At 64.9% G+C, this 26,645-nt stretch carries 32 protein-coding genes and 2 tRNA genes; 31 read left to right on the top strand and 3 right to left on the bottom strand.

What is annotated here, in order from left to right; genetic code table 11:
* Positions 1-136 precede the first annotated feature (136 nt).
* From VI234_RS09155 to VI234_RS09135, 5 genes are all read left to right on the top strand, one after another.
* The gene (locus VI234_RS09155; protein WP_008310391.1) at positions 137-1,525 is read left to right on the top strand and encodes a heme o synthase; all 1,389 of its coding nucleotides are present in this window, start codon (positions 137-139) and stop codon (positions 1,523-1,525) included.
* Positions 1,522-2,223: a DUF7546 family protein gene (locus VI234_RS09150; protein WP_336329805.1), complete on the top strand. Its 702-nt coding sequence runs from the start codon at positions 1,522-1,524 to the stop codon at positions 2,221-2,223. The genes VI234_RS09155 and VI234_RS09150 overlap by 4 nt, the downstream gene beginning before the upstream one ends.
* 31 nt (positions 2,224-2,254) lie before the next feature.
* Positions 2,255-2,494, top strand: a complete 240-nt coding sequence (locus VI234_RS09145) for a SelT/SelW/SelH family protein (protein ID WP_008310386.1) — start codon at positions 2,255-2,257, stop codon at positions 2,492-2,494.
* A gap of 269 nt (positions 2,495-2,763) precedes the next feature.
* The gene (locus tag VI234_RS09140; RefSeq protein ID WP_336329804.1) at positions 2,764-3,705 is read left to right on the top strand and encodes an ABC transporter ATP-binding protein; all 942 of its coding nucleotides are present in this window, start codon (positions 2,764-2,766) and stop codon (positions 3,703-3,705) included.
* Positions 3,702-4,442, top strand: coding sequence for an ABC transporter permease (locus tag VI234_RS09135; protein ID WP_008310382.1), 741 nt, complete (start codon positions 3,702-3,704; stop codon positions 4,440-4,442). Before VI234_RS09140 ends, VI234_RS09135 begins: the two co-directional genes overlap by 4 nt.
* A gap of 16 nt (positions 4,443-4,458) precedes the next feature.
* Here VI234_RS09135 and VI234_RS09130 read toward each other — a convergent pair whose 3' ends face one another.
* Complete coding sequence (locus tag VI234_RS09130; protein ID WP_336329803.1) at positions 4,459-4,998, bottom strand: protein-tyrosine phosphatase family protein; 540 nt, start codon at positions 4,996-4,998, stop codon at positions 4,459-4,461.
* Positions 4,999-5,159: 161 nt separating this feature from the next.
* Between VI234_RS09130 and cofD the strand changes: the two genes are divergently transcribed.
* From cofD to VI234_RS09105, 5 genes are all read left to right on the top strand, one after another.
* Positions 5,160-6,152: a 2-phospho-L-lactate transferase gene (gene cofD, locus VI234_RS09125; protein WP_336329802.1), complete on the top strand. Its 993-nt coding sequence runs from the start codon at positions 5,160-5,162 to the stop codon at positions 6,150-6,152.
* A complete protein-coding gene (locus tag VI234_RS09120) occupies positions 6,152-6,898 on the top strand; it encodes a tRNA-dihydrouridine synthase (RefSeq protein WP_008310379.1) in 747 nt (248 codons plus the stop codon). The genes cofD and VI234_RS09120 overlap by 1 nt, the downstream gene beginning before the upstream one ends.
* The gene (locus tag VI234_RS09115; protein WP_336329801.1) at positions 6,871-7,734 is read left to right on the top strand and encodes a triphosphoribosyl-dephospho-CoA synthase; all 864 of its coding nucleotides are present in this window, start codon (positions 6,871-6,873) and stop codon (positions 7,732-7,734) included. Before VI234_RS09120 ends, VI234_RS09115 begins: the two co-directional genes overlap by 28 nt.
* On the top strand, positions 7,731-8,357 hold the full coding sequence (locus VI234_RS09110) for a DUF447 domain-containing protein (protein ID WP_336329800.1): 627 nt from the start codon (positions 7,731-7,733) through the stop codon (positions 8,355-8,357). The genes VI234_RS09115 and VI234_RS09110 overlap by 4 nt, the downstream gene beginning before the upstream one ends.
* A 190-nt stretch (positions 8,358-8,547) precedes the next feature.
* Positions 8,548-8,739 (top strand): 30S ribosomal protein S17e, encoded by a 192-nt coding sequence (locus VI234_RS09105; protein ID WP_004516807.1) that lies wholly within the window; start codon positions 8,548-8,550, stop codon positions 8,737-8,739.
* Between the two features lie 62 nt (positions 8,740-8,801).
* Here the strand turns inward: VI234_RS09105 and VI234_RS09100 are convergent, their stop codons facing one another.
* Both VI234_RS09100 and VI234_RS09095 read right to left on the bottom strand, forming a co-directional pair.
* Complete coding sequence (locus tag VI234_RS09100; RefSeq protein ID WP_336329799.1) at positions 8,802-9,863, bottom strand: Mrp/NBP35 family ATP-binding protein; 1,062 nt, start codon at positions 9,861-9,863, stop codon at positions 8,802-8,804.
* Positions 9,864-9,994: 131 nt separating this feature from the next.
* Positions 9,995-10,294 carry a hypothetical protein gene (locus VI234_RS09095; protein WP_008310373.1) on the bottom strand — a complete coding sequence of 100 codons (300 nt, stop codon included), beginning with the start codon at positions 10,292-10,294 and terminating at the stop codon, positions 9,995-9,997.
* A 218-nt stretch (positions 10,295-10,512) separates the two neighbouring features.
* Here VI234_RS09095 and VI234_RS09090 point away from each other — a divergent pair.
* From VI234_RS09090 to VI234_RS08990, 21 genes are all read left to right on the top strand, one after another.
* Positions 10,513-10,597 (top strand) — tRNA-Ser (locus VI234_RS09090).
* Positions 10,598-10,618: 21 nt separating this feature from the next.
* A complete protein-coding gene (locus VI234_RS09085; protein WP_008310371.1) occupies positions 10,619-11,152 on the top strand; it encodes a 30S ribosomal protein S13 in 534 nt (177 codons plus the stop codon).
* Positions 11,152-11,667, top strand: coding sequence for a 30S ribosomal protein S4 (locus tag VI234_RS09080; RefSeq protein ID WP_004593562.1), 516 nt, complete (start codon positions 11,152-11,154; stop codon positions 11,665-11,667). The genes VI234_RS09085 and VI234_RS09080 overlap by 1 nt, the downstream gene beginning before the upstream one ends.
* Positions 11,664-12,053, top strand: a complete 390-nt coding sequence (locus VI234_RS09075) for a 30S ribosomal protein S11 (protein ID WP_004516802.1) — start codon at positions 11,664-11,666, stop codon at positions 12,051-12,053. The genes VI234_RS09080 and VI234_RS09075 overlap by 4 nt, the downstream gene beginning before the upstream one ends.
* A gap of 3 nt (positions 12,054-12,056) precedes the next feature.
* Positions 12,057-12,836, top strand: a complete 780-nt coding sequence (locus tag VI234_RS09070; protein ID WP_336329798.1) for a DNA-directed RNA polymerase subunit D — start codon at positions 12,057-12,059, stop codon at positions 12,834-12,836.
* Between the two features lie 104 nt (positions 12,837-12,940).
* Positions 12,941-13,025: transfer RNA gene (locus VI234_RS09065), tRNA-Leu, on the top strand.
* A gap of 24 nt (positions 13,026-13,049) precedes the next feature.
* The gene (locus VI234_RS09060) at positions 13,050-13,400 is read left to right on the top strand and encodes a 50S ribosomal protein L18e (protein WP_004516800.1); all 351 of its coding nucleotides are present in this window, start codon (positions 13,050-13,052) and stop codon (positions 13,398-13,400) included.
* Complete coding sequence (locus VI234_RS09055; protein WP_336329797.1) at positions 13,397-13,834, top strand: 50S ribosomal protein L13; 438 nt, start codon at positions 13,397-13,399, stop codon at positions 13,832-13,834. Before VI234_RS09060 ends, VI234_RS09055 begins: the two co-directional genes overlap by 4 nt.
* On the top strand, positions 13,828-14,226 hold the full coding sequence (locus VI234_RS09050; RefSeq protein WP_336329796.1) for a 30S ribosomal protein S9: 399 nt from the start codon (positions 13,828-13,830) through the stop codon (positions 14,224-14,226). The genes VI234_RS09055 and VI234_RS09050 overlap by 7 nt, the downstream gene beginning before the upstream one ends.
* A gap of 12 nt (positions 14,227-14,238) precedes the next feature.
* Entirely contained in the window at positions 14,239-14,439 is a 201-nt protein-coding gene (locus VI234_RS09045) for a DNA-directed RNA polymerase subunit N (RefSeq protein ID WP_004516797.1), read from the top strand.
* Complete coding sequence (locus tag VI234_RS09040; RefSeq protein ID WP_004516796.1) at positions 14,436-14,609, top strand: DNA-directed RNA polymerase subunit K; 174 nt, start codon at positions 14,436-14,438, stop codon at positions 14,607-14,609. Before VI234_RS09045 ends, VI234_RS09040 begins: the two co-directional genes overlap by 4 nt.
* Positions 14,610-14,611: 2 nt before the next feature.
* Positions 14,612-15,817 (top strand): phosphopyruvate hydratase, encoded by a 1,206-nt coding sequence (gene eno / locus VI234_RS09035; RefSeq protein WP_336329795.1) that lies wholly within the window; start codon positions 14,612-14,614, stop codon positions 15,815-15,817.
* A complete protein-coding gene (gene rpsB / locus VI234_RS09030; RefSeq protein WP_008310357.1) occupies positions 15,814-16,635 on the top strand; it encodes a 30S ribosomal protein S2 in 822 nt (273 codons plus the stop codon). The genes eno and rpsB overlap by 4 nt, the downstream gene beginning before the upstream one ends.
* A gap of 101 nt (positions 16,636-16,736) precedes the next feature.
* A complete protein-coding gene (locus VI234_RS09025) occupies positions 16,737-17,120 on the top strand; it encodes a DUF5518 domain-containing protein (RefSeq protein WP_008310356.1) in 384 nt (127 codons plus the stop codon).
* A gap of 58 nt (positions 17,121-17,178) precedes the next feature.
* Positions 17,179-17,559 (top strand): DUF5518 domain-containing protein, encoded by a 381-nt coding sequence (locus VI234_RS09020; RefSeq protein ID WP_336329794.1) that lies wholly within the window; start codon positions 17,179-17,181, stop codon positions 17,557-17,559.
* Between the two features lie 70 nt (positions 17,560-17,629).
* A complete protein-coding gene (locus VI234_RS09015; protein ID WP_008310354.1) occupies positions 17,630-18,967 on the top strand; it encodes a cytochrome P450 in 1,338 nt (445 codons plus the stop codon).
* A 369-nt stretch (positions 18,968-19,336) separates the two neighbouring features.
* Positions 19,337-21,520, top strand: a complete 2,184-nt coding sequence (locus VI234_RS09010) for a PAS domain S-box protein (RefSeq protein WP_336329793.1) — start codon at positions 19,337-19,339, stop codon at positions 21,518-21,520.
* 66 nt (positions 21,521-21,586) lie between these two features.
* Positions 21,587-22,570: a mevalonate kinase gene (gene mvk, locus VI234_RS09005; RefSeq protein WP_336329792.1), complete on the top strand. Its 984-nt coding sequence runs from the start codon at positions 21,587-21,589 to the stop codon at positions 22,568-22,570.
* Positions 22,567-23,319 carry an isopentenyl phosphate kinase gene (locus tag VI234_RS09000; RefSeq protein ID WP_336329791.1) on the top strand — a complete coding sequence of 251 codons (753 nt, stop codon included), beginning with the start codon at positions 22,567-22,569 and terminating at the stop codon, positions 23,317-23,319. The genes mvk and VI234_RS09000 overlap by 4 nt, the downstream gene beginning before the upstream one ends.
* Before the next feature lie 176 nt (positions 23,320-23,495).
* On the top strand, positions 23,496-25,037 hold the full coding sequence (locus tag VI234_RS08995; protein WP_336329790.1) for a hypothetical protein: 1,542 nt from the start codon (positions 23,496-23,498) through the stop codon (positions 25,035-25,037).
* 264 nt (positions 25,038-25,301) lie between these two features.
* Complete coding sequence (locus tag VI234_RS08990) at positions 25,302-26,642, top strand: ribonuclease J (RefSeq protein ID WP_336329789.1); 1,341 nt, start codon at positions 25,302-25,304, stop codon at positions 26,640-26,642.
* Positions 26,643-26,645: the final 3 nt, after the last annotated feature.

Below are 26,645 nucleotides of genomic sequence, written 5' to 3'. Positions count from 1 at the left end.
GGCTTAGGATTTCGGGGATAAATAACTGCTGTCTTCGCCGCAGGCTCCCGATTTGCAGCGATAGGGCAGCGGAACGGCTCCGGACGGAGACAGCGGAATCGCGAGGTCTAAGTGGCCAGCATCGAAGGATACAATAATGGCAGAGAGCCGGACCTTCACCGGGCTGCTCGCCGCGACCGCCGTCGGCGTGTACTTGCTAGTTCTCGCCGGCGCGACGACAACGCTCACCGATGCGGCAGCAGCCTGTACTACATGGCCGCTGTGTGACGGACCGGTCGACGTGACGAACACGGCCCTGCTGGTCGCCTGGGGACACCGACTCGTCGCAGCCGCCGTCGGACTCCTCGTGGTGGCTGTGGCCGTTATCGGGCTCCGATCCAGCTGTCGCGGCCGCGTCAAGGCAGCTATCCTCCTCGGCACCGCGCTGTACCCGGTCCAGATAGCGCTCGGTGCCGTCGTCGCGACGAGCACCGAGACGGCGCTCCCCGGTGCCCACCTCGCTCTGGGGATGGGCATCTTCGGCTCGTTCGTGCTGGCCCTGGCGTGGCACCTCGAAGCTGAGACGGGCAGTGATGACGAGACCCCCGTGAAGAACCCGACACTCGCGCCGGAGCCAGCCGACGACGGTCCGGCACGGTCGCCGACGCTCTCCACCCGCGAGCGCATCGTCGAGACCGCATCGGCGTACTTCCGCCTGATGAAGCCCCGGCTGATGTGGCTCCTGTGTCTGGTCGCCGCGGCCGGGATGGCACTCGCCGCCGGGCAGACGCTCACCGTTCGGACGGTGCTGCTCACGCTCGGGGGTGGCGTCCTCTCTATCGGCGCGTCGGGGACGTTCAACCACGTCCTCGAACGGGATATCGACAAGCGGATGGACCGGACCTCGGACCGTCCCATCGCGACCCACCAGATTCCGGTCCGGCACGCACTGGCCTTCGGACTGCTCCTGTCGCTTGCGTCGCTGGGGCTGTTCTGGCAAGTGAACGCGCTCGTGGCGCTGCTCGGACTGACCGCGATCCTGTTCTACAGCGTCATCTACACGCTCGTACTGAAGCCCAACACCGTCCAGAACACCGTCATCGGCGGGGCCGCCGGCGCGCTGCCGGCGCTCATCGGCTGGGTCGCCGCTGACGGGTCGATCGGCCTCCCGGGCGTCGTCCTCGCTATCGTCATCTTTCTCTGGACGCCAGCACACTTCTACAATCTCGCGCTCGCGTACAAGGACGACTACGAGGCGGGCGGCTTCCCGATGATGCCGGTCGTCCGCGGCGAGACCGAGACGCGCAAACACATCGTCTACTATCTCGGGGCGACGCTCATCGCCTCGGGCGTTCTGGGCGTGCTCACGTCACTCAGCTGGCTGTACGCCGTCACGTCGGTGTTGCTGGGTGCAGTGTTCCTCTGGGCCGTCATCCTGCTCCACCGTGAGCAGACCGAAGCGGCGGCGTTCCGGGCGTTCCACGCGTCGAACGCCTACCTCGGGGCGGTCCTGATCGCCATCGTCGTTGATGCACTCGCACTATGAGCACCACGACAGCAACCTTCAGAGATGCAATCCCGGACACACGCTCGCTGGTGACCTGGGCAGCCGTGTTGAACGCGGAGGCCATCCTCGTTCTGGGCTACGTCCTCAACACGGCCCAACCCGCGACGGACCCCTTCCTGTTGCTGTTCCCGTTCATCTGGCTCAACATCGCCGGTCTCGTTGTCCTGCGGGTGCGCCCGGAACTGACAAGTCGCCGGCGAACGCTCGGCAGTGCGGTCGTCGCCCTGGGCTACCTGCTCGTGCTGGGGTACGTCGGCGGCGTGTACGGGACAGGCGGCCAGGGGACGGGGTTCCGGCTAGTCACGCAGGCCCCGCCCGGGTTCTCGCCGACGGTCGTGTTCAGCGGCGCGACTCTCAGCGTGGTGCTCATCCCGTGGAAAGTCGCCGGCTACCTGGCGCTCTCGTATCTGGTGTTCGTGACTGCCGTCGACGCGAGCGGCGGCGCGGTCGGCGGGGTCGTTGGCCTCTTTTCGTGTGTCTCCTGTGTCCTCCCGATTATCGCGTCGATACTGGGCGGGTTCGTCGGCATCGGGGCGACGCTGTCACAGGCGGCACTGTCCCAGTCGTACGGCCTCTCGACGGTGGTGTTCGTCACCTCGGTCGGACTGCTGTACGGCGTCCACCGCTTTGACGTGACGCTCGTCGGTCGGCTCCGAACGCTGGTCGACCGACCATAGAGCTTTCACGCAGACAGCCGTGAAAGCCGGTATGAGCTCTGTCGAAATCGAATACTGCGTCCCGTGTGGGTTCCGCGAGCGAGCAGTAGATGTTCAGCAGGCGGTTTTATCCGGACTGGAGCGGGAACTCGACAGCGTCCGGCTGGTCATGGGCGACCACGGCGTGTTCAGAATCAGTGTTGACGACGAGACCGTCTACGACAAAGCCGAGGCCAGTGAGGAGTTCGACGTAGACGCTATCGTACGCGAGGTCCGGTCGCACGTCATGTAACAGGGTATCGTGATGTCAGTGGAATCCCGTACCGGAGCTGCCATCGGTTTGAGACGGTCTACCGTACAACAAACTATTTATTGTTCTGCTGTGACATCTTCGGCAAATGGCGACGAAAACCGAGTTCTGTGACCACTGCGAAGACACTCAACCAGTCGTCACGGACAAGCCGTGGCTTCCGGCCGTCTGTCTGAGATGTGGCCGTAACGTGTAGCCGATAGCCGCGCGAGAACGGAACTGCTTTCGGCCACCCGACCGGACGAGGGCGCATGGACGAGGTACTGGTCGCGTCGGATGTCGGGCGGCGGTACGGCGATACGGTCGCACTCGACGGCGTTTCGCTGACGGCGACCACCGGAGAGGTGCTCGCGCTGGTCGGTCCCAACGGGGCTGGCAAGACCACGCTGGTACGGGCGTTGACCGGAACGACGGACGCGACCGGCGAGGTGACGCTGTTCGGCCAGTCGCCCAGAACGGTCGCCCGCGACCGAATCGGTCTGCTGCCACAGTCGTTTTCGCCCCACGAGCGGCTGACGGCGCGGGAGCTGCTGGAATACTACGCCGGCCTGTACGATGACACTCGCGACGTCGAGGCTGTCCTTGACGACGTCGGTCTGGCCGACACTGCCAGCACGACATACGAGAATCTCTCGGGCGGGCAGCAGCGACGGACCTGCGTCGCGACGGCGCTGATTAACGACCCTGACCTCCTCGTGCTGGACGAGCCGACCACCGGCATCGACCCAGCCGGTCGGCGTGACCTCTGGCGACTGCTGGAGGGGCTTGCCGACCGCGGTGTGACGATACTCGTCACGACACACTACATGGAGGAAGCCCAGCGGCTCGCGGACCGCGTCGGCCTCCTTGCCGACGGGACACTCATCGCACTCGACTCGCCGGACGCGCTCGTGGCGGAGCACGGCGGCGACAGCCAACTCATCGTCGACGGGACCTTCGACGAGGCCGCCGCCTCGGTCATCGACTACCCGGCGGAGACGGCGCTCCGGAACGGCCGGCTGGTCGTCTACGGGATCCGCCCGGAGTCCATTGGCAACATCACCGAGCAACTGGGGCAGGCGGGCATCGAGTACGACAGCCTGACCTGGAAACAGCCGGACCTGGAGGACGTGTACCTCGAACTCACCGGGACGGCTGTCGGCCAGCGCGGTGAACCAAAGCAGACGGAGCCGGCCGCGGGTGGTGTCCAATGAGCCGAGTGGGGCGACTCACAGCGGAGACGCGCGCGGCGTCACTGGCTTTCCTCCGGCGGCGGACGGCCGTCTTCTTCACGTTCTTCTTCCCGGTCATCATCGTCGTCATCTTCGGCGTGCTGGTCCAGACCCAGCCGGGTGGCGGCGGGCTGTTCACGGAGCCGCCGAGCTTCTACGCGCCGGGGTATCTGGCCGTCGTCGTCCTGTTTACGCCACTCTCCCGCGTCGGTAGTGAGGTGGCGCGGCATCGGGACGGCAACCGCTTCGAGAAACTGGCAACGACACCACTGACCCGGACCGAGTGGCTGCTGGCACAGACACTCGTCAACGTCGTTATCATCGGCATCGCCGGCCTCATCATACTCGGCATGATGGTGTGGCTGACCGGCGCGACCATCCGCCCGTCGGGGCTCCTGCTCCCCTTTGTCGGCCTCGGCGTCGCGCTGTTCTGTGCAGTCGGTGCGATGCTGGGCAGCCTTGCGGACTCGCAGGATGGCGTCATCGCGGCGAGCAACGGCCTCGCGCTCCCGCTGCTCTTTCTCTCGGAGACGTTCGTCCCGCAGAGCCTGCTGCCCGCGTGGCTGCCGACGTGGCTCTCGCCGCTGACGTACTTTTCGCGTGGCGTCCGTGCGGCGACGACCGGAACTGGGGATGCGCTCGGCCCGCTCGCTGTTCTCACAGTCTGTGCCGTCGTCGGCTTCGTGCTCGGTGCGCGGCTCCTCCCACAGACGGACTGAGAACCGACGGGACCTTTTACAAGCGTGCGACCGACGACAGCAGACTGGACAGCTCCGCTTCAGTCGCATTCCCCGACTTGATAGCGTCTTCGGGGTCACGTCCCATCTCTTGGACGGTTTCGATGGCGCGGTCGGGGCCGTAGTCGTAATGATACACCAGCCATGCGGCGAGTACCTGCCCGGTGCGGCCGATGCCGGCCAAGCAATGAACGACGACTCGCTCCCCTGTCTCACAGGCATCGACCAGGAACGGCAGAATATCGTCGTGGAGGCGGTCTTGAGGGATGAGTTGGTGATCGGGAACCGGTACGTGGCGGACTGATGACGCTCCGAAGGCCTCCCGATAGCGCTGGATGTTGGCCCCAGCGTCGTCGAGTTGTTGTCCGGGAAGCAGACAGCAGACCCGCTCGATGTCGTGTGCCTGCATATGTGCGATCCAATCGTCGAGAGCGTCCTGATGCGTGGCGGCCGAATGCCAGCCCGGCGCACAGGACCCGTAGACGTACTCTTCGTTGGAGGCTGCAGGCGCGAAGCGGTGTGGATTCACGATGGGCATAGCACCCGTTACCCTGCCTATCCCACCGACCCCCTTCATTCTACCCACCCAGTTCTCAGCTGTGATTCTCTGAATAGAAGGTGGTCTCCACGAGACCGCTTTCCAGCCCTGACCAGCTTCAGTGACCACGTTTATACTGTCAGTTCCCCCTACGTCGAGACATGGTGACGTTTCTCGCCGGCGGGACGGGAACGCCGAAGCTCCTTGCCGGTGCCGACGACGTGTTTTCGCCGGCGGCGACGACTGTCGTCGCTAACACGGGCGACGATATCGAACTGGGGGGCCACCTCGTGTGCCCGGACCTCGATACCGTCCTGTTTCTCGACGGTGAGGTCCTCGACCGGGAGACCTGGTGGGGTATCGCCGACGACACCGCCGAGACACACAGTGAACTGACGCGGCTCGCCGACGCCGCCGGGCTCGATGGCGGCCCACGATACCTCCCCGACGACGCGCAGACTGAGGGCCGAGATATCGCCCGCTGGCGACGCTTCTCCGGCGTTGCGGAGTTCATGCACATCGGCGACCGGGACCGCGCGGTCCACGTCACGCGCACCTCGCTCCTTGACGAGGGCCAATCACTGACAGCCGTGACTCGGACGCTCGCCGACGCGTTCGGATTGGACCGGACGCTGTTACCGATGAGCGACGACCCCGTCGCTTCGATCATCCACACGCCGAGCGGTCCGATGCACTTCCAGGAGTGGTGGGTCGGCCGCAACGGGGAGCCGTCGGTCGAGGACGTGGAGTTCCGAGGCTCCGAGGCGGCCAGCACGACGGATGCCGTCCTGACCGCACTCGACGATACGGTTGTCATCGGCCCGTCGAACCCCGTGACTTCGCTCGGACCGATGCTCGCCATCAATGACATCGAACAGGCGCTACACGAGACACCAGTCGTCGCCGTCTCGCCGTTCATCGAGGACACGGTGTTTTCCGGGCCGGCGGCGGACCTGATGGCCGGCGTCGGGCTGGAGCCCAGCACTGCCGGCGTGGCCGAGGCGTACCCCTTCGCTGACGCGTTCGTACTGGACGACGACGATTCCACGCCGCTCGACGTGCCGGTCGTCCGAACCGACACGACCCTCGACGACGCGGCCGACGCTGAGCGGGTGAACCGTGCCGTCGAAACGGCCCTCTCGGAGGTGGCCTGATGTTCGAGCCGCGCGTCGCCCTCGCGAGTCTGAGCGGCGAGGCCGACGCGTCGTGGGCCCGCGCGGTCGAATCCCACGTCGGGTGTGCGTTCCTCGGCGGTATCGCACTCGACGACCGGACGCGCGAGGCCGCCCGAGCGATGACGGACCGCGACCGCTCCGAGTTCCTGCCCGATGACCCGGTCGCGTTCGTCGACGACCAGCTCGGCGCGCTTGCGGACGCACCACTGCGCCCGGCGTTCAACGTCCGGAGCGCGACGCTTGGCCCCGTCGAGCGTGTCGCCGCCGTCTGTCAGCGCCACGACGCCATCATCGAGATCAACGCCCACTGTCGGCAGGACGAGATGTGCGCTATGGGTGCCGGCGAGGCGCTGCTTCGGGAGCCGGACCGCCTGGCCGAGTTCGTGGAAACTGCGGCGTCGACGGGTGCGACGGTGTCGGTGAAGGGCCGCGCCGAACTCGATGGCGTCTCGCTCCCAGCCGTTGCTCAAGCCATCGAAGACGCTGGTGGAGACCTGTTCCACGCCGACGCGATGGACTCGGAGTCGGTCATCGCTGACGTGGCCGACGCCACCGACCTGTTCGTCGTCGCCAACAACGGCGTTCGAGGGAGGGAGACAGCACAGGAGTACCTCTCGTACGGTGCTGACGCCGTCAGCGTCGGTCGCGCGAGCGACAAGCCGGCGGTACTCGACGAAGTCCGCGCAACGACAGCGGCGTGGTTCGGGTCGGAGGTGTCACCGTGAGCGAACGGTCGGTTGCACAGAACGCCCAGCTTGCACTGCTGCTGGAGGTCTCCGGGACGCCGAAGCCCGGCAACGTCGACCGCGAGCGGGAGTACGATGACCTGCGGTTCGAGCATTTCATGGCCGGGGCTGTGGGGGCGCGGCCGGGGCTTGACCGCGCGGCTGCCGCCGACCCTATCGGTCCCGCGTTCGAGACAGCCGTCGAAGGGATGGCCGCCCAATCCGGCGGGAACACCCAGTTCGGGGCCTTGCTGGTGCTCACGCCCCTTGCCGCCGCGGCCGCGGACAGGCGACTGTCACCATCCGATGTCGATGCTGTGGTTCATGAGACGACTGTCGACGACGCGGCGGCGTTCTACCGCGCCTTCGAACATGTCGACGTGGCCGTCGACGACCCGCCCGACGGGCTGGAGCCGCTCGATGTTCGCCGTGGACGCGACGCGATTCTGGAACTCCGCGCGCGAGAGATGACGCTGTTCGACGTGATGGCGTCCAGCGCGGATGTCGATGGCGTGGCCGCTGAGTGGGTGTCCGGTTTCGAGCGCGTGTTCGAGGCCAGCGAGTGGCTACTGGACGGGTCTGGCCCAGTCGCTGACCGCGCATCGGACGTGTTCATCGAACTGCTCGCGGCGGAACCGGACACCTTTATCGTCACGCGGCAGGACCGCGAAACCGCTGAGGAGGTCCAGCGACGGGCACAGGCCGTTCTCGACGGTGCGGAAACCGCGACCGACCTCGCCGAGGAGTTCGTCGAGCGGGATATCAACCCCGGAACGACTGCTGATCTCGTTGCGGGCGCGCTGTTCGTCGCGCTCGAACGGGGGCTCGAAGTGTGACCGGGGATTCCTCTGGAGATGGCGGCCCGGACTCCGGTGGCTCCGGGAAGGAGTGGCCTGTCGCGCTCGCCGGCGTCTCCGAGACCGTCGTCACTACCCTGGGGCCGAACGAGCGCTGGAATGTGGCTGCGCTGGGTGTCCATGCGCCGGACGGCGACGGACCAGCCACGGCGACGACGTGGGGCCGGACCCGGACCTGGCGGAACTTCCGGGAGCGTGGGGGCGGCTACGTCCAGTTCACGCGCGACCCGGTCGACTTCGCCGAGGCGGCGCTGTCGGTCCGGGAGGAGGACGACCCTGTCCTCGATAGCGCGGACGCGTGGGTCGAAGTCGATGTGGAGCGGCGTGACTCTGGCTCGAAGGGAGACACGCAGTGGGTTGAGTGGGCGCTCCACCCCATTGACAGCGCCGTCACGCGGCGGGTCGTGCCGACGACGAACCGCGGCCACGCCGCCGTCGTCGAGGCGACTGTCGCGGCCTCGCGACTTGACGTGCTCAGCTACGACAGCGAGACGCTGCTAGACCGTCTCGCGTACTTCGAATCCGTGGTCGAAACGGCCGGCGGCGAACGCGAGCGAGCGGCTTTCGAGCGCGTACGCGACCTGGTCGACGCCGAGTGGTAGGGACGCCGCACGGAATGAGGGGCACACAGGCGACACACGACGACTCGTGACAGACTGTGTCGCACTCTCGCGGACCCTGCCACGGCGACGTTCAGCGCACGGTAACGGGTCGTTCCACCCCTACTGATAAACGTTCGCGTGCGTGGTCCGTTCCGAACCCTTTTTGAGTGCGACCAAGCAAGTAGCGCGCATGGCAATCAAACCCGCCTACGTCAAGAAGACCGGGACGCTCCTCATGGAGCGATACCCTGACGCCTTCGGTGCAGACTTCGAACACAACAAAGACGTCGTCGAGGAACTGACCAACATCGAATCCAAGGGTGTCCGCAACCGCATCGCCGGCTACGTCACCCGGAAGATGAACAACCCGGTCGAAGCGTAATTCGGTTCTTTCTCTCTGTTTCTTGCCGGTGACTGAGCCGCTGCTGTATCGGCTCTGAACCCTTACTGCTCTGGCTGGGCGCGCTGGCTGTCGCTCTGGCGCTTTCGGTGGATAATGCCCTGCATGTTGGCGGTGCGGGCGGCGATGTCGCGGAACGACTCGCCGACGTCGCTGTCCACGTCGAGGACGAGCGGTTCCCCGGTCGCGCCCCCTTCCCTGACTTCGGGGTCGAGCGGGATCTCCCCGAGGAACGGCATCTCCGTCTCGTCGGCGAACTCGCGGCCGCCGCCGCTGCCGAAGATGTCGTGTGTGCCGCCACAGTCCGGACAGACGAACGAGGACATGTTCTCGACGATACCCAGGACCGGCGTCTCGTGGCGGCCGAACATCCGGAGCCCTTTCCGGGCGTCGTCGAGCGCGACTTCCTCCGGGGTCGTGACGATGACGGCTCCGGAGACGGGCACCTGCTGGAGCATCGTCAGTTGCGTGTCGCCGGTTCCCGGCGGCAGGTCCACGACCATGTAGTCGAGTTCGCCCCACAGCACGTCGTCCCAGAGCTGTGTGAGCACGTTGTCGACCATCGGGCCGCGGAAGATAACCGGGTCGTCCTTGCCGACGAGGAAGTCCATGCTCATCAGCTTCATCCCGTGTTTCTCGACGGGAATTATCTCCTCGTCCTCGGTCGCGCGCGGCGATTCGTCGGCGTCGAGCATCCGCGGGACGTTCGGGCCGTACACGTCGGCGTCGAACAGGCCGACGCGGGCGCCGAGCCGCGAGAGGCCGGCGGCGAGGTTCACCGCGACGGTGGACTTGCCGACCCCACCCTTCCCCGAGGCGACCGCGATGACGTTCTTGACCTTCGGGAGCGGGTCCTCGGCCTCTGGGACGCCGCGGTCGACGCTCGCCGAGAGGTCTATCTCCTGATCGGTGTCACCCAGCGCCTCGCGGACCTCGTTCGCGATGCTCGTCTCCGTCGGCGAGTACGGCGCACCGAGCGCCAGGTCGATGCTGACCTCGTCGTCGGTCACGTCGATACTGTTTATCAGCCCGAGTGAGACGATGTCAGCTCCGAGGTCCGGGTCCTCGACCGTTCGCAGGCGCTCGCGTACGTCGTCTGTATTCATGCACAGGAGTAGGTCCCGGAGGTGCGATAAGGATTGTGACCCGTCGAATGCGGGCAGTCTGCTGCCCCGGCCCCGCAACAGCGGATAAGCTCTAATGTGTCACTCTCGCGTGCGCGAAGAACACTATCTCTCTATGGACGTCGAAACACGTAGACGCTCTCCCCGTCCAACTCGGCGCGCAACTCGCCGCTGTCGTGGTCGAACACGAGTCGCTCCGGCGTCCCGGCAAACGAGTGCAGCGGCATGCCGGTATCTAATGTCCCGTCGGGGGCCACTGCGACGTGGGTTCGGCCGCTGAAGTCGGCCCGGAGGGTGCCGTCGTCCGTTTCGGTAACCGTGCCGGACCCTGAGAACCGTTCCAGATGGTCACGGACCGCTGTTCGGTCGGTCGGGTCGACGCTGTTGCCGCCGTCGGTAACGCGCCGGCGCATACGTCGACATGGGCGCCTATCGATGAATGTGTTGTGCTGGCACCTGACAAGTGCAGCGATGCTTGCGATTCCATGTCTCTGTGGGTATGTCCCGAAGTCACGCTGTCGGGCCCCTTCGTTGCGTTTAAATACAACCCCGGAATAGAATCGGATAGACTCGTGTAGGGGGACCAGCCCCCGAGTCCGCGTGCTGCGGGCGCGAGTGTCATAGAACGCGTGTCGTGGTAGCCAAGCCTGGCCCAAGGCGCAGGGTTGCTAACTCTGTGGCGTACAGCCTCCGGGGTTCGAATCCCCGCCACGACGCTCACCCATCAGTACCTACATATGAGTGCAGAAGACCCCAACGCGGGCGAGGACGCGGATGCCGAAGAGGAGGAGGACATCCGCTATTTCGTCCGTATCGGACAGACAGACCTCGACGGGACGAAATCCGTCGAGCGAGCACTGACAGAACTGAACGGTATCGGCCACCGGGCCGCCCGAATCATCACCCAGAAGGCGGACGTGGACCGGCGCGCGGTCTTCGGCAAGCTCGACGACGACGTCATCGAGCGCGTCGTCGACCACGTCGAGAACTTCGCTGACGAGGTGCCCGAGTGGATGGCCAATCACCAGAAGGACTACTTCACCGGTGAGACCACCCACGAGACCGGCAACGACCTCCAGCTCACCCGCCGGCAGGACATCAACCGCATGAAGATGATCGACTCCTACCGCGGTGTCCGCCACAAACGCGGCCAGAAGGTCCGTGGACAGCGTACCAAGTCCACCGGCCGGACGGAGGGAACCATCGGCGTCAACGTCGAGGCGATCAAAGAAGAGCAGGCTGAGGAAGCCGCCGCGGAGGATGACGAATAATGGCGCTTGGTTCAAACACGAAGTTCTACGAGACGCCGAATCATCCCTTCCAGGGCGAACGCATCGCCGACGAGGCCAACCTCATCGGCCGCTACGGCCTGAAGAACAAAGAAGAGCTCTGGCGCGCACAGTCCGAGCTCCGCGGCTACCGCCGCGAGGCCCGGAAGCTGCTGGGCAGCGCCGGCGAGCACGAGACCGAGTCCGAGGAGTTCCTCGCTCGGCTCAAGCGCTACGGCATCCTCAACGAGCAGGACCAGCTCGACGACGTGCTGTCGCTCGACGTGACCGACGTGCTGGAACGCCGCCTGCAGACGGTCGTTTACCGCAAGGGCTACGCAAACACGCCCGAGCAGGCCCGCCAGTTCATCGTCCACGGACACATCGTGCTGGACGACGCTCGCGTCACCCGACCCGGCATGACGGTGGAGACCGCCGTCGAGAGCTCGGTCGGCTTCGACGAGCACAGCTCGCTGTCGGACGAACTCCATCCTGAGCGCGCGGAGGCCCAAGAATGAGCGAAGAAACCGAAGACATCTGGGGCATCGCCCACGTACACGCATCGTTCAACAACACGATCATCACCATCACCGACCAGACCGGCGCGGAAACGCTCGCAAAGAGCTCCGGCGGGACGGTTGTCAAGCAGAACCGCGACGAAGCGTCGCCGTACGCGGCGATGCAGATGGCCGAGGTCGTTGCGGAGAAAGCCCTCGACCGCGGTGTCGAGGGCGTCGACGTCCGGGTCCGCGGTCCCGGCGGCAACCTCCAGACCTCGCCCGGTCCGGGTGCGCAGGCGACGATCCGCGCACTCGCCCGAGCAGGTCTGGAGATCGGTCGCATCGAGGACGTCACGCCGACCCCGCACGACGGTACTCGTGCACCCAAGAACTCCGGATTCTAACCAATGACACAGGACTACGAGGTTGAGTTCGTCGAACGCGGCGAGCGCGAGGCACGGATCCTCGTGCGCGGCATCACGCCGGCTTTCGCCAACGGCATCCGGCGAGCGATGGTCGCGGACGTACCGACGTTCAGTATCGATACCGTCCGCGTCATCGAGAACACCAGCGTGATGTTCAACGAGCAGATCGGTCTCCGACTGGGACTGGTCCCGCTGACGACCGACCTCGACGACTTCGAGATCGGCGACGAGGTGACGCTGTCGCTGTCCGTCGACGGGCCGAGCACGGCCTACTCCAGCGACCTCGTCTCCTCGGACCCGATGGTCGAGGCGGCCGACGACAACATTCCGATCATCGACCTGAAAGACGGCCAACGCCTCGAAGTCGAGGCCGACGCCGTTCTCGACACTGGTCGGGAACACGCCAAACATCAGGGCGGCGTGGCTGTCGGTTACCGACATCTCCAGCAGGTGGAGGTCGTCGGTGACCTCGGCGAGTTCGAGGACGACAACCCGAACATCCTGCGTGGCGTCATCGAAGAGCAGGCGGCCGACCACGCCGCCGGCGACGCCACCAACGGCGAACTCGTTGCGACAGACGAGTTCGACAACGACCTCCGGAACCGCTACCCCGGCAAGGACGTCGAGGTCTCTGACGTGCCGAACGCGTTCGTGTTCCACGTCGAGACGGACGGGTCGTTCACCACCGAGGAATTGGTCCTGCGCGCGGTCGAGACGCTGCGTGACCGCGCGACCGAACTGAAAGACGCAGTCCAACTGTAACGATACAATGTCCCAACACAACCCCACGGCGCCGATGACCGCCCGCTCCCCGAGCGCGAGGACCGAAAGGGGTTTTACGGGGCACGCAAAACGAACATTCGCGCGCAGGGATAGCCAAGTTTGGCCAACGGCGCAGCGTTCAGGGCGCTGTCCCGTAGGGGTCCGCAGGTTCAAATCCTGCTCCCTGCACTTTTCCTACAACGGAGGAATCAAATGAGCAAGACGAACCCGAGACTCAGTAGTCTCATCGCCGACCTGAAGTCAGCCGCCCGCAGTTCGGGCGGTGCTGTCTGGGGCGACGTCGCCGAGCGCTTAGAAAAGCCACGGCGCACACACGCGGAAGTCAACCTCGGCCGTATCGAACGATACGCCCAGGAAGACGAAACCGTCGTTGTGCCCGGCAAAGTGCTTGGCTCCGGTGTCCTGCAGAAGGACGTCACCGTCGCCGCCGTCGACTTCTCCGGAACCGCCGAGACGAAGATCGACCAGGTTGGAGAGGCTGTATCACTCGAACAGGCAATCGAAAACAACCCAGAAGGCTCCCACGTCCGGGTGATCCGATGAGCGTCGCAGAGTTCGACGCAGACGTCATCGTTGATGCCCGCGACTGTATCATGGGCCGCGTCGCATCACAGGTCGCCGAACAGGCACTCGACGGCGAGACGGTCGCTGTCGTCAACGCTGAACGCGCCGTGATCACCGGCCGAGCGGAGCAGATCACCGAGAAGTACAAGCGGCGTGTCGACAACGGTGCCGACAACGGGTACTTCTACCCCAAGCGACCGGACGGTATCTTCAAGCGCACCATCCGCGGCATGCTGCCCCACAAGAAGCAGCGTGGCCGCGAGGCGTTCGAGAACGTCCGTGTCTACCTCGGCAACCCGTACGACGAGGACGGCGATGTCCTCGACGACACGTCGCTCGACCGACTGTCGAACATCAAGTTCGTCACGCTGGGCGAGGTCAGCGAAACACTTGGAGCGAACAAGACATGGTAACGAACACGTCTGGCAAGAAGAAGACCGCCGTCGCCCGCGCAACCGTTCGCGAGGGTGAGGGCCGCGTGCGTATCGACTCTCAGCCGGTCGAACTCGTCGACCCCGAGCTGGCGCAGCTCAAGATGCTGGAACCGTTCCGCATCGCTGAGGACGACCTCCGCGACGAGGTCGATGTCGAAGTGTCCGTCGAAGGTGGCGGCGTCATGGGGCAGGCAGACGCCGCCCGAACCGCCATCGCTCGCGGGCTCGTCGACCATACCAACGACGCCGAACTCCGTGATGCGTTCATGGAGTTCGACCGCTCGCTGCTGGTCAACGACGTTCGCCAGTCTGAACCCAAGAAGTGGGGCGGCCCCGGTGCGCGGGCCCGCTACCAGAAATCGTACCGCTGAGGTGATTCAAGCATGATGGTACCGGTCCGGTGTTTCACCTGCGGTAACGTCGTCGGCGAGCACTGGGAGGAGTTCAAGGCACGCACCCGTGAGGCCGAAGAGCCCGAGGACCCGGAGAAGGTTCTCGACGAACTCGGCGTCGAGCGGCACTGCTGTCGCCGGATGCTCGTCTCGCATAAAGACCTCGTCGATATCGTCTCACCATACCAATGAACGCACAGGAAAGCCGCTACGAGAAGGCTCGCAAACTCGGCGCACGAGCGCTGCAGCTAGCCCACGGTGCGCCTGTGCTCATCGAGACGGAACACACCCAGCCCATCCTCATCGCAGCCGAGGAGTACGACGCTGGCGTCCTACCGTTTACGGTCAACAGGAGTGACTAACGATGACGCTCATCACTGACGTACGACTCCGCCGCGTCCTCGACTCGCGTGGAAACGCGACCGTCGAGGCCGACGTTCTCACCGAGAGTGGGGGCTTCGGTCGTGGCAAGGCACCGAGCGGTGCGAGCACGGGTGAGTACGAAGCTATCGAACTCCCCGCCAACGAAGCCATCGCCAACGCCCGCGAGGAAGCGCTCCCGCGGCTCATCGGTGAAGTCCACGCCGGGAACCAGCGTGACGTCGACGCAGCACTCCACGCCGCCGACGGCACCGACGACTTCTCCGGTATCGGCGCTAACAGCGCGGTTGCCATCTCGATGGCCGCCGCGAAAGCCGGTGCTGACGTGCTGGGCGCACCGCTGTTCCAGCATCTTGGCGGCACCTTCCGGGGCAACGAGTACCCGACGCCGCTTGGCAACATCATCGGTGGCGGCGAGCACGCCGCGGACGCGACCAACATCCAGGAGTTCCTCGCGGCCCCCGTCGGCGCACCGAGCGTCGAAGAGGCCGTCTTCGCCAACGCCGCGGTCCACCAGGAGGTCCACGACATCCTGGCCGACCGCGACCTGCCCGCGGGCAAGGGCGACGAAGGGGCCTGGGCGCCATCCATCTCGGACGACGAAGCGTTCGAGATCATGGACGAGGCTGTCGAGACCGTGGCCGACGATTTCGGCTTCGCAATCTCCTTCGGCCTCGACGTCGCCGGCGCGGAACTCTACGACGACGAGGAGGACGGCTACGTCTACGACGACGGTATCAAGTCTACCGAGGAGCAGATAGAGTACATCGCCGAGAAGGTTGAGGAGTACGACCTCGTCTACGTCGAGGACCCACTCGACGAGAACGATTACGAGGCCTTCGCGGACCTGACCGCACAGGTCGGTGACCAGACACTCGTCTGCGGTGACGATCTGTTCGTCACGAACGTCGAGCGCCTGCAGGCCGGCATCAACGCCGACGCCGGCAACTCCATCCTGATCAAGCCGAACCAGATCGGGACGCTCACCGACGCCGTCGACGCCATCGAACTGGCGACGGCAAACGGCTACGAATCCGTGGTCTCCCACCGCAGCGGCGAGACCGAAGACACGACGATTGCACACCTCGCTGTCGCCACTAACGCACCGTTTATCAAGACCGGTGCGGTCGGCGGCGAGCGCACAGCCAAGCTGAACGAACTAATCCGTATCGAGGACAACGCAGTATGAGCGGCAACGAAAAAGAAGGTCTCGACGCGTCCGACTCCGACTTCGATCCGTCCGACGAGGACGACGAAGCGGCCGACGCGGAGACCGAAACGGAAGCCGAACAGCCCGCCGACGACGCCGCGGAGGCGACGGAGGCCGAACCAACCGATGCCGACACAGAGGCCGACGAAGCGGCCGAGGCCGACGAGGCCGCCGGCCCACAGCTGGACGAGGACGTCATGCCCGACGAGCAGTCGGAGGCCGACCTCCTCATCCCCGTCGAGGACTACCTCGGCGCCGGTGTCCACATCGGGACCCAGCAGAAGACCCAGGACATGGAGCGGTTCATCCACCGCGTCCGGACCGACGGGCTCTACGTGCTGGACGTCTCGATGACCGACGAGCGCATCCGCACCGCCGCGGACTTCCTGGCCAACTACGAGCCGGAGCAGATCCTGGCCGCGTCGTCGCGCCAGTACGGCCGGTTCCCGGCCGAGAAGTTCGCCGAAGCGATTGGCGCGCGCGTCCGCACCGGCCGGTTCATCCCCGGCACACTGACCAACCCCGACTACGACGGCTACATCGAACCCGACATCGTGGTCGTCACCGACCCGATCGGTGACGCCCAGGCTGTCAAGGAGGCCATCACGGTCGGCATTCCGGTCATCGCGATGTGTGACTCCAACAACACCACGTCGAACGTCGACCTGGTCGTCCCGACGAACAACAAGGGGCGCAAGGCGCTGTCGGTCGTCTACTGGCTGCTGGCCAACGAGACGCTCGACCGCCGCGGTGCCGAGCCGACGTACGGACTCGACGACTTCGAGTCCGACATCTAACGTCGCTGAACTGTTTCGTTTTCCGGCCCGTTGACGCACAAGTGGCGACGCCGGTGTCGCCAACACAAGACCTACCACGAGGCCCGGAGTACCACCGGGAAATGGAAGAGGGAGACACGTTCGTCAACGCCGTCATCGGTGCCGTCGCGACCGCTCTGCTGAGTGGGTTCGTCCCGCTCGCGCCGCTGCTCGGCGGCGGTATCGCCGGCTATCTCGAAGGTGGCGAGCGAGACGACGGGGTCCGGGTCGGGTTCCTGTCCGGCGTCATCGGGCTGGCGATCTCGCTGATCTTCTTCGTGGTCGTGTTCGTCTTCCTGGCCGCGTTTCTGGCGTTCGTTCCCGAAGCACTGGGTGTGTTCGGTGCGATGGGGTTGCTCGTGCTCGCCCTCGGAACGGTAATGACGGCCGCGTACTTCCTCGGATTGAGCGCACTCGGCGGCTGGCTGGGCAACTACGTCAAGTACGACACGACCATCGGCGACTGACTGGCCAGCCGCGCTGTCGGTAACTACATCACGGGGGACGCCACTACCGAGAACGCATATGCGTGAGTCGGTGACTAACGCTGGTATCGGGGCGCTCGTCACGGTTGCCCTGTCCTTTATTCCCTTTTCGTCGGTGGCTGGGGGTGCCGTGGCCGCGGCGAACCACGGCGGCGGCTACCGGACCGGCCTCTGGCTGGGGGCGCTGGCCGGCGTCTGCGCGATGGTGCCGCTGCTCGCCCTCTTTCTCCCGGCGCTGTACATCGCCGGTCTCCTCGGGTTCGGGATTCCACCCGGCGCACCGGGGTACGACCTGTTTCTGGCGCTCGTGTTCAGCTTCTTTCTGCTGTACACTGTCGGTCTCAGCGCCCTCGGTGGTCTCGGCGGCGTCTGGGTAAGGGGACACACCGACTGGAACCTAGACGCCAACCGCTGGCTCTAAACGTGCCTGAACCGCGCTCTTCCCGACATTTGGCATGCCATTCAAGCGTGTCCGACACTAACGTCAGCCGATGTCAAAGACGCCGCCCGGACCGAAGGGCGAACCGCTGTTCGGCAGTAGCCGTACGTACGCTCGGGACCCGTTCCGGTTTATCTCGGCGCTGGAGCGAGCATACGGCGACGTTGCCCGATTCGACATGGGGCCGATGGACACGGTCATGCTGTGTGACCCGACGGCAATCGAGCGCGTACTGGTCTCGGAGGCCGACCAGTTCCGCAAGCCCGACTTCCAGGGCGATGCGCTGGGTGATTTGCTGGGTGACGGGCTGTTGCTGAGCGAGGGAGAGACGTGGGAGCAGCAGCGAAAGCTCGCCAACCCCGCGTTCTCGATGGCTCGGTTGTCTGGGATGGCCGACCGCATCACCGGCCACGCGGAGGACCGGATTGCCGACTGGTCTCACGGCGACGTCATCGACGCCGAGCAGTCGATGACCCGGGTCACGCTGGACGTGATTCTGGACCTGATGATGGGCGTCGAGCTTTCCGAGCAGCGAGTCCAGACTATCGAGGAGCAACTGTTGCCGCTGGGTCAGCGGTTCGAGCCGGACCCTATCCGGTTCGCCATGCCCCAGTGGATGCCGATGCCCGACGACGCCGAGTTCGACCGCGCCGTGCGGACGCTGGACGAGGTACTGGACGACATCATCGCGGTCCGCGAGGACTCGCTTGGGACGGCTGAGGACGGCCCGATGGATTTCCTGTCGGTGCTCCTGCGTGCCCGCGACGAGGGGAACCAGTCGCCCGACCAACTGCGCGACGAGATGATGACCATGCTGCTTGCCGGTCACGACACGACGGCGCTGACGCTGACCTACACTTGGTTCCTGCTGTCGGAACACCCCGAAGTCGAACAGCGGGTCCACGAGGAACTCGACGACGTCATCGGCGACGACCGGCCGGGGATGGAGCACGTCCGCGAACTGGACTACCTCGAATGGGTGATTCAGGAAGCGATGCGGCTCTACCCACCGGTGTACACCATATTCCGGGAGCCAACCGAGGACGTGACGCTGTCGGGCTACGAGGTCGAGGCGGAGACGACGCTGATGGTCCCGCAGTGGGGCGTCCACCGCTCCGAGCGGTTCTACGACGACCCAGAGACGTTCGACCCGGAGCGCTGGAAGCCCGAACGAGCCAGCGAGCGGCCCCGGTTCGCCTACTTCCCGTTCGGTGGTGGCCCGCGCCACTGTATCGGGAAGCATCTTGCCATGCTCGAAGCACAACTCATCACCGCGACGACGGCTAGCCAGTACCGACTGGAGTTTCAGGGGGAGACGCCTCTGGAGTTGTTGCCGTCGCTGACCGCCCATCCTCGGCAGGAAATGTCGATGCGCGTGCAGGAACGGTAGCACGGACTCCGATGGGACCACTCCGGTGCCGTCGTCGCCTCACAGTGCGGGTTCGACGTGACAGGGACTTGGTCATCAGCTATTTACTGCAGAACCCCGTGTAAGCGTACAAGAACAGCGGGCTGAACGTCTCTCCGGTGACCGATTTCAGCCGCGGTCACGGTGGGAGGGCCCCGTTCACAGCCGACTACTCGACCATCATGACACTGCTGCAGAACACCACTGGCGGCAATCGTCCCGCGCCGTTTGCAGTTGTCCTGCGACCGGACCTGTCCCGAGACAGTTCCCAGAGCCATATCGCTTCGACTGCTCTTGAGCAGGGAACGATATCTATCCCGGCGCAACGGCCGGACTCGAACGGGATACCGAATGACGTCTGAGACCGCTGTCAACGGGGACGACAGGGTTCAGGTCCTCTACGTCGGCACCGATTCGGACGACGCCGAAACGCTGTCGACGGCGCTCGAACGCGAGAACGGCCGTTTCACGGTCGAAACGGTGCGCACTGCTCCCGAGGCTGTGGCGAGGCTGGCTGACGATACCGTAGACTGTCTCGTCTCCGACTACGACCTGCCCGAACAGAACGGTATCGGGCTTCTGGAAACGGTCCGTGACGAGCACCCGACCCTCCCGTTTATTATCTACACCGCACAGGGGAGCGAAGCGGTCGCCAGCGAGGCGATTTCGGCCGGTGTCACGGACTACCTCAGGAAAGAGCCGGGCACCGAACAGCATGTGGAGTTGACGAACCGAATCTTTGACGCCGTCGACCACTCCCGATCACAGCAGGCGGTCAGCGAACGGAACCGAGCGCTCCGGAGCTACGAGCGGATGGTCAACTCCATGCAGGAGGCCGCCTGTATTTACGATGCGGAGGGGCGGTTCGAAATCGTCAACGAGACCATAGCAGAGTGGTACGACACGACGCGCGCTGCGCTCGAAGGACAGACCAGTAGACTCGTTCCGCGTATTCGAGCCGAGGGTGAAACAGACCGCTACCAGGAACTGCTCGACGGAACGCGGGAGCAGCTTAGCGGCGAAATCGAAGCGGAGTTCCCCGGCCACGGACACGCGGTGGTCGCGTACCAGCTAACGCCGCTGGTCGTCGATGGTGTTATCGACGGCATCGTCGGCGTCGCTCGGGACGTCACCGACCGGAAAGAGCGCGAACAGAAGCTACTCCGGAACAAACGCGCGATAGACGAGGCCCCGGTCGGTGTCGTTATCACCGACCCTGGCCAGACGGACAATCCGCTGATCTACGCCAACGACCACTACCGCGACCTGACTGGCTATTCGCTTCCGGAGTTACTCGGGAAGAACTGCCGAATGCTACAGGGCGAGAACACCGATCCGGAGTCCGTCGCTACAATGCGGGACGCGATTGACGCAGAGGAGCGGGTGACGGTCGAACTCAGGAACTACCGGAAGGACGGGACCGAGTTCTGGAACAGGGTTCGGATCGCGCCGGTTCGAGACGAAGACGACGGGACAGTCGTCAACTACGTCGGGTTCCAGCAGGACATCACGGAGCGGAAACGACGCGAGAAACGATTAGAGGAAACGTCGTCGCGGCTGGAAGCCCTCTTCGAGAATTCACCGGACATGATCGACGTGCTTGACGCTGACGGGACGATCTGCGACGTGAACCAGCGGTTCTGTGCGGAGCTGGGGTACGACGAGAGCGAGGTGCTCGGACGGTCGATCTGGGAGTTCGACCTGACGTTCGACGCCGAGGACGTGCAGACCCAGCTTTCCGGGTTCAGTGTCGACGAGCGCCGGAAGTTCGAAGGCCTGTACGAACGCCGCGACGGGTCGACGATGCCGGTCGAAGTACATCTGCTCCGACTCAGCCTCGACGGCGAGGACCGGTTCCTGGCGATCAGCCGTGATATCACGGAGCGCAAGGAACGCGAGCAGGAACTCGAACAGCAAAACGAACAGCTCGAACAGTTCGCCAGCGTCGTCAGTCACGACCTCCGGAACCCGTTGACTGTCGCCCGCGGACGCCTCGAACTACTGCGTGAGGAGTCCGATAGCGAGCACATCGACGCTATCGACGGCGCACACCAGCGAATGGATACGCTCATCGACGACCTGCTCACGCTCGCACGCGACGGTACGTCACCCGCGTCGCCCGTCGTGGTTGACCTCGAACCGTTCGTCCAGACGTGCTGGCAAAACGTCGACACGAAAGCCGCGACGCTCCGCACTGACATAGCCCGCCCCATCCGCGCCGACGAGAGCCGCCTCCGTCAACTGTTCGAGAATCTCGTCCGCAATGCGGTCGAACACGGCGGTGACGACGTGACCGTGACCGTGGGCGAACTGGCCGACGGCTTCTACGTCGCGGACGACGGTCCCGGTATCCCTGTGGCCGACCGCGGAGACGCGTTCGACGCCGGCTACTCGACAGCAGCCGAAGGGACCGGCTTCGGCCTGAGCATCGTGAAACAGGTCGCTGACGCCCACGGCTGGACGGTCCGTATCGAGAGCGGGGCCGACGGCGGCGCGCGGTTCGAGTTCACCGACGTCGACACTGTGTCCGAGTAGTCCCCCGGCGTTCTCCTGACCGACGACTCCGAAAACGCCTAACGCCCTGGGTGCACACGAGCGGGTATGGTCACGTCGAGCGCTCCCGGGAAGGTGTACCTGTTCGGGGAGCACGCGGTCGTCTACGGTGAGCCGGCGGTGCCCTGCGCTATCGAGCGGCGAGTGCATGTGACGGCAACCGAGATCGACGAGGGGTTGCGAATCCACGCGAACGACTTGCAACTGGACGGCTTTACCGTCGAGTACTCCGGTGACGGGGAGAGCCATCCGGACGTGGACGTCGCCGAATCGCTCGTCGAAGCCGGCATGGGGTACGTCAACGAGGCAGTGGCACAGGCCCGTGACGCGGCCGACGCGCCGGAAGCGGGCTTCGAGATCTCCGTCGAGGGCGACATCCCGCTCGGGGCAGGGCTGGGGTCGTCTGCCGCGCTCGTCGTCGCGGCGATAGACGCGGCGACCAGGGAACTCGGCGTCGAACTGCCGGCCAGTGAAATCGCCGACCGTGCCTATCAGGTCGAACACGAGGTACAGGACGGGCAGGCCTCGCGGGCGGACACGTTCTGCTCGGCGATGGGCGGGGCGGTCCGCGTGGAGGGTGACGACTGTCGGCGGCTGGACGGTATCGATACCCTTCCCTTCGTCATCGGCTACGACGGCGGAGCCGGCGACACCGGGGCGCTGGTCGCCGGCGTTCGAGACCTCCGAGAGAAGTACGATTTCGCCGCCGACACCGTCGAGGCAACCGGTGACATCGTCCGCGAGGGCGAGGCAGTGCTGGGAACGGACGATTACGAGACGCTGGGGGAGTTGATGGACTTCAACCACGGACTGCTTTCGGCGCTGGGCGTCTCCTCGCGGTCGCTGGATTCGATGGTGTGGGCGGCCCGCGACGCCGGCGCACACGGCGCGAAACTCACCGGAGCCGGCGGCGGTGGCTGTATCGTTGCGCTGGACGAGACGGACGACGCCCTCACGGCGCTGAAGTACACACCGGGGTGTGAGAACGTCTTCCGAGCCGAACTGGACACCGACGGGGTTCGGCGGGAATGACGGTCGTCCTCAAACTCGGCGGGAGCGTCATCACAGAGAAAGACGAACCGGAGACGGTCGACCAGGCGGCCCTGTCGGCGGCTGTCTCGGCTATCGCCGAATCGGCAGTTAGTGACGACATCATTCTCGTCCACGGCGGCGGGAGCTTCGGCCACCATCACGCCGCCGAATACGGCGTCAGCACGACCGAGGGGACCCACGACGTATCCGGCGTACAGACAATTCACGGCGCAATGTGCCGGCTCAACGCAGCCGTCGTGGATGAACTGACCGACCAGGGAGTGCCAGCCGTTCCGGTCCACCCGTTCTCCGCGGCCGCCCGCGATGCCGACGGTGGCCTCTCGTTGCCGACAGCCCAGGTCACGACGCTGCTAGACGAAGGGTTCGTTCCGGTCCTCCACGGCGACCTCGTCGCCCACGCCGGTGCGGGCGTGACAGTCCTCAGCGGCGACGAACTAATCGTCGAACTCGCGCCCGCCGTCGATTCGGATCGCATCGGTGTCTGCTCGACCGTTCCTGGCGTCCTTGACGAGGAGGGGACTGTTATAGACAGAATCCAGTCTTTCGATGCGGTGGCGTCGGCGCTGGGCGGGAGCGACGCGACGGACGTGTCGGGCGGGATGGCCGGCAAGGTCCGTGCGCTCCTCGCACTCTCGGCTCCAGCCGTCGTGTTCGGCCCCGACGCGCTCCCCGCGTTTCTCGCTGGTGAGAGTCCGGGGACGACTATCGCTGGTGATGACGACGACTGACAGGACTTGCGGTACCAGTCGCTAACGGTCGTCCGCTTCCGAACGCTACTCGGCCGTAGAGGTCTACTGGTGCTTGTTATCGCTATATTCTCGATCACCATTCCGGGACAAGTAAACTAAATATCACTTCGAAACCCGGCGTAACATATTTGTCCTCTGTTATCAATTATGCGACTATGTCTGCAGTAGGTCTGACCGACGTCTATCGATACGGAACGAAGTTTTTCGGGACATTGCTCGTCGTCGCCGGCGTCGGTGGCGGCCTCATCACTGCAGGGTACGTTCTGATACAGAACGGCTCGTTCAATGCACTCGGAGGGAACGCGGGCTATCGCGCGGTGCTCGGTATCGTTGTCGGCGCGCTCGGAGGGTTCCTGTTGCTCTCTGGTTTGTTCGGTCTGGTTCACAAACTCGTCGCTGACGCGACGATGGCGGGCGTGCTCGCAGCGCAGACCGCACAGCGTGATGCGAGCAGTGAGTCAACTGCGGAGTCCGCAGCGAACGACCAGGCAGAAACTGGAGCAACCGACGATAGTGCTGTACCCGCCGCTGAATCGGATACGGAATCTGTTGAATCGGATACGGAAGCCGATGAATCGGCTTCAGAGCTAGCGGAGTCCGAGCCAGAGATTCCCCAGGAGCCGGAGCCAGTTGTCGACTCAGGGGCTGTCGAGCCGGCAACGGCTGAAACTGAGGGGTCGGAACCGATGGCTGAAGCCGATCCGGACACCGACCCCTCCAGTGAGCCGGGAATACGGGCGGCCACAGGGCACCGCTCTGCCCAGTCCGACGTAGAAGCACCGTCCGAGGCTTCCGATCCTGCGGCGGCCGAAACGGACGAGGGTCCGGTGACTGTGGCGGATGATAGTCAACCGGCAGATGCTGGCCCGCTAGCAGCTGATCGACCAGTGACGGATGACGACACTCCGGTGGTCGACGAGGACACATCGCCGACGCCTGCGGCTGATGACACGATGCCGCAGGTGACAGACGGAGACGCGATGCCGTCAGCCGCGGCGGATCAGGACGAACAGCGACCGAACCAACAGCCGGCGGAAAACGTCGCCGGCCCAGAACCAGAGACGACGGACGAGGCTTCCACTGCGGAGTCGTCCCTGTCGGAACCCTCCGTCGACTCGGAAACGGCAGCGCCTCAGTCCGAACCCAGCGAGCAGTCGGACCGCGACCTGCTTGCGGAAGAATCAGTCGAGGAGCCGGAGACAGGCACAGAGCCACAGGAATGGACGCCGCCGGATCCCGAGGAGTTCGACACACAGACCGAGAAGCCGGTGGCGGCCGACGACTGGGGAGCCGACCAATCAGCGGAGACAGACGACTGGGACACCGAGGCTGGTGACGATGCCGGGACAGAGTCCGAGTCCGTGGAGACCGGTAACGCGGAAGCTGACGGGACGAGCCTACACGACACCGTGACAGAAGACACGCGACTGTTTGACGAGTCCGGGGATTCGGACACATCGAGTGGTCCGCGAACGACAGACGACCTGTTCGGCGACGACGCTGACGACGAGCGGACCAGCGACGGGACCGACGAGAGCGCCCCGGCCGAAACGGAACCATCGGATTCGGACGCAACTGCGGAGACGGACGCCACTTCGGACGCTGACGAGGAGTCGACGCTCGCGGAGGACGGCATCACCGGCTTCGACGTTTCCAGTGACGACGACCCGCTTTCCGACGCCTTAGACGACGAGTAGCGACGAACCCACACCGTTTTAAGAAGCGCCGTTGTAGTCCGGAGTAACCGAGCGCACGGCCGCCCGCGGACTGCGGTTTGGCGGCCGGCAGACGGCGGATGTAAGTTGCGGGACGGAAGTCCCTCCCACTGCGGTTGCACAGGCTACGGGCGTACCCGACCGGCCTGGAGCGCCGACGCGGACGAGGTCGCCTACATTGCAGATACCGTCGTTGCCGTGCCCCACCGCAGACCCGCGGCCGGCTTTCCACTCGGAGCTACAACCATGGAAGTCGAAATCGCGACAATTGGCGGTTACGAGGCTGTAGGCCGACAGATGACGGCCGTCCGTGCAGGGGACGACGTCGTCATCTTCGACATGGGCCTGAACCTCTCGAAGGTACTGATTCACGACAACGTCGAGACGGAACGGATGCACTCGCTGGACCTCATAGATATGGGTGCCATCCCGGACGACCGGGTCATGTCCGACCTGGAAGGCGACGTGAAGGCCATTGTGCCGACACACGGCCACCTCGACCACATCGGCGCGATCTCCAAGCTCGCCCATCGCTACGACGCCCCAGTCGTTGCGTCGCCGTACACTATCGAGCTTGTCAAACAGCAGATCAAAAGCGAGGAGAAGTTCGGGGTTCAGAACGACCTCGTCAAGATGGAAGCCGGCGAGACGATGTCCATCGGCGAGCGCAACGAACTGGAGTTCGTCAACGTCACTCACTCCATCATCGACGCGATCAACCCAGTCCTCCACACGCCGGAGGGCGCAGTCGTCTACGGGCTTGACAAGCGGATGGACCACACGCCGGTCATCGGCGACCCCATCGACATGAAGCGGTTCCGGGAGATCGGTCGCGAGGGCGTTCTCTGTTACATCGAGGACTGTACGAACGCCGGACGGAAGGGCCGCACGCCCTCCGAGTCCGTCGCTCGCCGCCACCTCAAGGACGTCATGACGAGCATCGAGGACTACGACGGCGGTATCGTCGCCACCACGTTCTCCTCACACATCGCTCGTGTGAAGACCCTCGTCGAGTTCGCCGACGACATCGGCCGTCAGCCGGTGCTGCTGGGCCGCTCGATGGAGAAGTACTCCGGCACCGCCGAACGGCTGGACTTCGTGGACTTCCCGGAGGACCTCGGGATGTACGGCCACCGCAAGTCCGTCGACCGCACGTTCAAGCGAATCATGAACGAGGGCAAGGAGAACTTCTTCCCTATTGTCACCGGCCACCAGGGCGAACCCCGTGCGATGCTCACACGGATGGGCCGCGGCGAGACGCCCTACGAGCTAGACGACGGCGACAAGGTCCTGTTCTCGGCCCGGGTCATTCCGGAGCCGACCAACGAGGGCCAGCGCTACCAGTCCGAGAAACTGCTGGGCATGCAGGGTGCGCGCATCTACGACGATATCCACGTCTCGGGCCACCTCCGGAACGAGGGCCACTACGAGATGCTCGACGCGCTCCAGCCCAAGAACGTCATCCCGGCCCACCAGAGCCTGGAAGGGTTCGCACCGTACGTCGACCTCGCGGAAGACATGGGCTACAAAGCCGGACGGGACCTCCACATCACCCGCAACGGCAACATGATCAAGCTCACAGAGTAAACC

Source organism: Haloarcula sp. CGMCC 1.2071, from assembly GCF_037078445.1.
Classification (GTDB): domain Archaea; phylum Halobacteriota; class Halobacteria; order Halobacteriales; family Haloarculaceae; genus Haloarcula; species Haloarcula amylolytica.
This window is presented reverse-complemented; position numbering and strand designations above follow the sequence as displayed.

What these genes read in the sequence shown, in the direction of transcription:
- VI234_RS09155 (WP_008310391.1), top strand. Translation starts at nt 137, where the DNA reads ATGGCAGAGAGCCGGACCTTCACCGGGCTGCTCGCCGCGACCGCCGTC.
- VI234_RS09150 (WP_336329805.1), top strand. Translation starts at nt 1,522, where the DNA reads ATGAGCACCACGACAGCAACCTTCAGAGATGCAATCCCGGACACACGC.
- VI234_RS09145 (WP_008310386.1), top strand. Translation starts at nt 2,255, where the DNA reads ATGAGCTCTGTCGAAATCGAATACTGCGTCCCGTGTGGGTTCCGCGAG.
- VI234_RS09140 (WP_336329804.1), top strand. Translation starts at nt 2,764, where the DNA reads ATGGACGAGGTACTGGTCGCGTCGGATGTCGGGCGGCGGTACGGCGAT.
- VI234_RS09135 (WP_008310382.1), top strand. Translation starts at nt 3,702, where the DNA reads ATGAGCCGAGTGGGGCGACTCACAGCGGAGACGCGCGCGGCGTCACTG.
- VI234_RS09130 (WP_336329803.1), bottom strand. Translation starts at nt 4,998, where the DNA reads ATGCCCATCGTGAATCCACACCGCTTCGCGCCTGCAGCCTCCAACGAA.
- cofD (WP_336329802.1), top strand. Translation starts at nt 5,160, where the DNA reads ATGGTGACGTTTCTCGCCGGCGGGACGGGAACGCCGAAGCTCCTTGCC.
- VI234_RS09120 (WP_008310379.1), top strand. Translation starts at nt 6,152, where the DNA reads ATGTTCGAGCCGCGCGTCGCCCTCGCGAGTCTGAGCGGCGAGGCCGAC.
- VI234_RS09105 (WP_004516807.1), top strand. Translation starts at nt 8,548, where the DNA reads ATGGCAATCAAACCCGCCTACGTCAAGAAGACCGGGACGCTCCTCATG.
- VI234_RS09100 (WP_336329799.1), bottom strand. Translation starts at nt 9,863, where the DNA reads ATGAATACAGACGACGTACGCGAGCGCCTGCGAACGGTCGAGGACCCG.
- VI234_RS09095 (WP_008310373.1), bottom strand. Translation starts at nt 10,294, where the DNA reads ATGCGCCGGCGCGTTACCGACGGCGGCAACAGCGTCGACCCGACCGAC.
- VI234_RS09085 (WP_008310371.1), top strand. Translation starts at nt 10,619, where the DNA reads ATGAGTGCAGAAGACCCCAACGCGGGCGAGGACGCGGATGCCGAAGAG.
- VI234_RS09080 (WP_004593562.1), top strand. Translation starts at nt 11,152, where the DNA reads ATGGCGCTTGGTTCAAACACGAAGTTCTACGAGACGCCGAATCATCCC.
- VI234_RS09075 (WP_004516802.1), top strand. Translation starts at nt 11,664, where the DNA reads ATGAGCGAAGAAACCGAAGACATCTGGGGCATCGCCCACGTACACGCA.
- VI234_RS09070 (WP_336329798.1), top strand. Translation starts at nt 12,057, where the DNA reads ATGACACAGGACTACGAGGTTGAGTTCGTCGAACGCGGCGAGCGCGAG.
- VI234_RS09060 (WP_004516800.1), top strand. Translation starts at nt 13,050, where the DNA reads ATGAGCAAGACGAACCCGAGACTCAGTAGTCTCATCGCCGACCTGAAG.
- VI234_RS09055 (WP_336329797.1), top strand. Translation starts at nt 13,397, where the DNA reads ATGAGCGTCGCAGAGTTCGACGCAGACGTCATCGTTGATGCCCGCGAC.
- VI234_RS09050 (WP_336329796.1), top strand. Translation starts at nt 13,828, where the DNA reads ATGGTAACGAACACGTCTGGCAAGAAGAAGACCGCCGTCGCCCGCGCA.
- VI234_RS09045 (WP_004516797.1), top strand. Translation starts at nt 14,239, where the DNA reads ATGATGGTACCGGTCCGGTGTTTCACCTGCGGTAACGTCGTCGGCGAG.
- VI234_RS09040 (WP_004516796.1), top strand. Translation starts at nt 14,436, where the DNA reads ATGAACGCACAGGAAAGCCGCTACGAGAAGGCTCGCAAACTCGGCGCA.
- eno (WP_336329795.1), top strand. Translation starts at nt 14,612, where the DNA reads ATGACGCTCATCACTGACGTACGACTCCGCCGCGTCCTCGACTCGCGT.
- rpsB (WP_008310357.1), top strand. Translation starts at nt 15,814, where the DNA reads ATGAGCGGCAACGAAAAAGAAGGTCTCGACGCGTCCGACTCCGACTTC.
- VI234_RS09025 (WP_008310356.1), top strand. Translation starts at nt 16,737, where the DNA reads ATGGAAGAGGGAGACACGTTCGTCAACGCCGTCATCGGTGCCGTCGCG.
- VI234_RS09020 (WP_336329794.1), top strand. Translation starts at nt 17,179, where the DNA reads ATGCGTGAGTCGGTGACTAACGCTGGTATCGGGGCGCTCGTCACGGTT.
- VI234_RS09015 (WP_008310354.1), top strand. Translation starts at nt 17,630, where the DNA reads ATGTCAAAGACGCCGCCCGGACCGAAGGGCGAACCGCTGTTCGGCAGT.
- VI234_RS09010 (WP_336329793.1), top strand. Translation starts at nt 19,337, where the DNA reads ATGACGTCTGAGACCGCTGTCAACGGGGACGACAGGGTTCAGGTCCTC.
- mvk (WP_336329792.1), top strand. Translation starts at nt 21,587, where the DNA reads ATGGTCACGTCGAGCGCTCCCGGGAAGGTGTACCTGTTCGGGGAGCAC.
- VI234_RS09000 (WP_336329791.1), top strand. Translation starts at nt 22,567, where the DNA reads ATGACGGTCGTCCTCAAACTCGGCGGGAGCGTCATCACAGAGAAAGAC.
- VI234_RS08995 (WP_336329790.1), top strand. Translation starts at nt 23,496, where the DNA reads ATGTCTGCAGTAGGTCTGACCGACGTCTATCGATACGGAACGAAGTTT.
- VI234_RS08990 (WP_336329789.1), top strand. Translation starts at nt 25,302, where the DNA reads ATGGAAGTCGAAATCGCGACAATTGGCGGTTACGAGGCTGTAGGCCGA.